This is a genomic window from Sporolactobacillus inulinus, from assembly GCF_006539285.1.
GTDB classification, from domain to species: domain Bacteria; phylum Bacillota; class Bacilli; order Bacillales; family Sporolactobacillaceae; genus Sporolactobacillus; species Sporolactobacillus inulinus.
Genome location: NZ_BJMS01000232.1, coordinates 1 through 517, shown reverse-complemented (window position 1 = coordinate 517; position 517 = coordinate 1). Strand labels below are relative to the sequence as shown.

General features: G+C 45.1%; 1 protein-coding gene. It reads right to left on the bottom strand.

Annotated elements, in window-relative coordinates:
- A partial coding sequence (locus SIN01_RS14885; RefSeq protein ID WP_141306185.1) for a transposase occupies positions 1–485 on the bottom strand: 485 nt, incomplete at its 3' end.
- Between the last annotated feature and the right edge of the window lie 32 nt (positions 486–517).

The window sequence follows — 517 nt, the reverse complement described above, 5'->3', positions numbered from 1 at the left end:
AAAGCAGACTTGGATACATCCTCAGATTCCTGAAACAGCTTTTTTACACCGGGCATGTAGCGGGCTTCTTTCGCCTGTTTGACGCCGTCGCCGATGAGAATCACGGCGCCCGCTTCACGCTTGAGCGGCGCAAATTTGAGCACGACGCGCAACCACTGTTGCCGCAGTTCGCCCAAAGACCATGCGGAAGAACGAAAGAAATGAATCATGGACTCATAACCCTTCGGGTTTAGGGACAAGTCACGAATCACCGAAGTGATTCCGAGACAGTCTGAACGTATCATCAGACCGATGATAAGAACAACAAACCATTTGAATGCAGCGAATCTATGGAAACAAGAACGGAACAGCAGAAGTAAAGAATCAATAAATTTCAACATGGCACTAGTCAATCGCGAAGGAACAAGATAGAATAAGAAGCACGATAACCCTTGGCGATTTTTCCTCTCTTTCTTAGCAGATAAGAGGATACCATAAAATCCCATTTAAGGGTTATCCTTTTGTATTATTTACACAG